Origin of the sequence: Pseudomonas sp. YuFO8 (assembly GCF_035065025.1) — a bacterium.
Lineage (GTDB): Bacteria > Pseudomonadota > Gammaproteobacteria > Pseudomonadales > Pseudomonadaceae > Aquipseudomonas > Aquipseudomonas putida_AE.
In genome coordinates this window covers 1-491 of the sequence record NZ_JAXDEQ010000117.1, presented here as the reverse complement: position 1 = coordinate 491, position 491 = coordinate 1, and the positions used below count along the sequence as shown (strand labels likewise).

At 64.8% G+C, this 491-nt stretch carries 2 pseudogenes; both read right to left on the bottom strand.

The annotated features are described in order from the left end of the window. Positions 1-171, bottom strand: a pseudogene (locus tag SOP95_RS31565) (AraC family transcriptional regulator); the annotation flags it as partial. After that, positions 168-491, bottom strand: a pseudogene (locus tag SOP95_RS31560) (carbon-nitrogen hydrolase family protein); the annotation flags it as partial. The pseudogenes SOP95_RS31565 and SOP95_RS31560, both read right to left, overlap by 4 nt.

The window sequence follows — 491 nt, the reverse complement described above, 5'->3', positions numbered from 1 at the left end:
AAGGCGCATGTAGCGCGGGATCGACAAACGGGCACCCGCTTCGGCGAGACGTGCCGGGTCGAGGCCGTATTGCAGCAGCAGTGGCTGCGGGTCCAAGCCATGGCTGTGGATGGCGTCGGCCAGGGCGTGCACGAAGCCCACCGACAAATCCCCCAGCCGTACGGGCTTCACAGCCAGACATTCAACAGGCGCGCGCCACGGGCTTCGCCATCGGCGTTGATTTGCCCGTTGCTGCTGAGAAAGCTGTGCCCGGCAGTGCCCAGGTCCCAGAATTGCCCGCGCAGGAACACGCTCATGCCGGCGCTGGCCTGGCTGATGGGTTGCTGGCTGATCAACGTGAGGCGACGCCAGGCTTCGCCCTCACTCAGTTCTTCGGGCTTGAGGCTGATTTCGGTCGGGGTCGACACGCTTTTGAAGCCGCGCCAAGGGCGATCCCAGGTATCCCGACCCAGTACCAAGGCCGGCACTGCGATCAACTGTGCGCCTTGTTC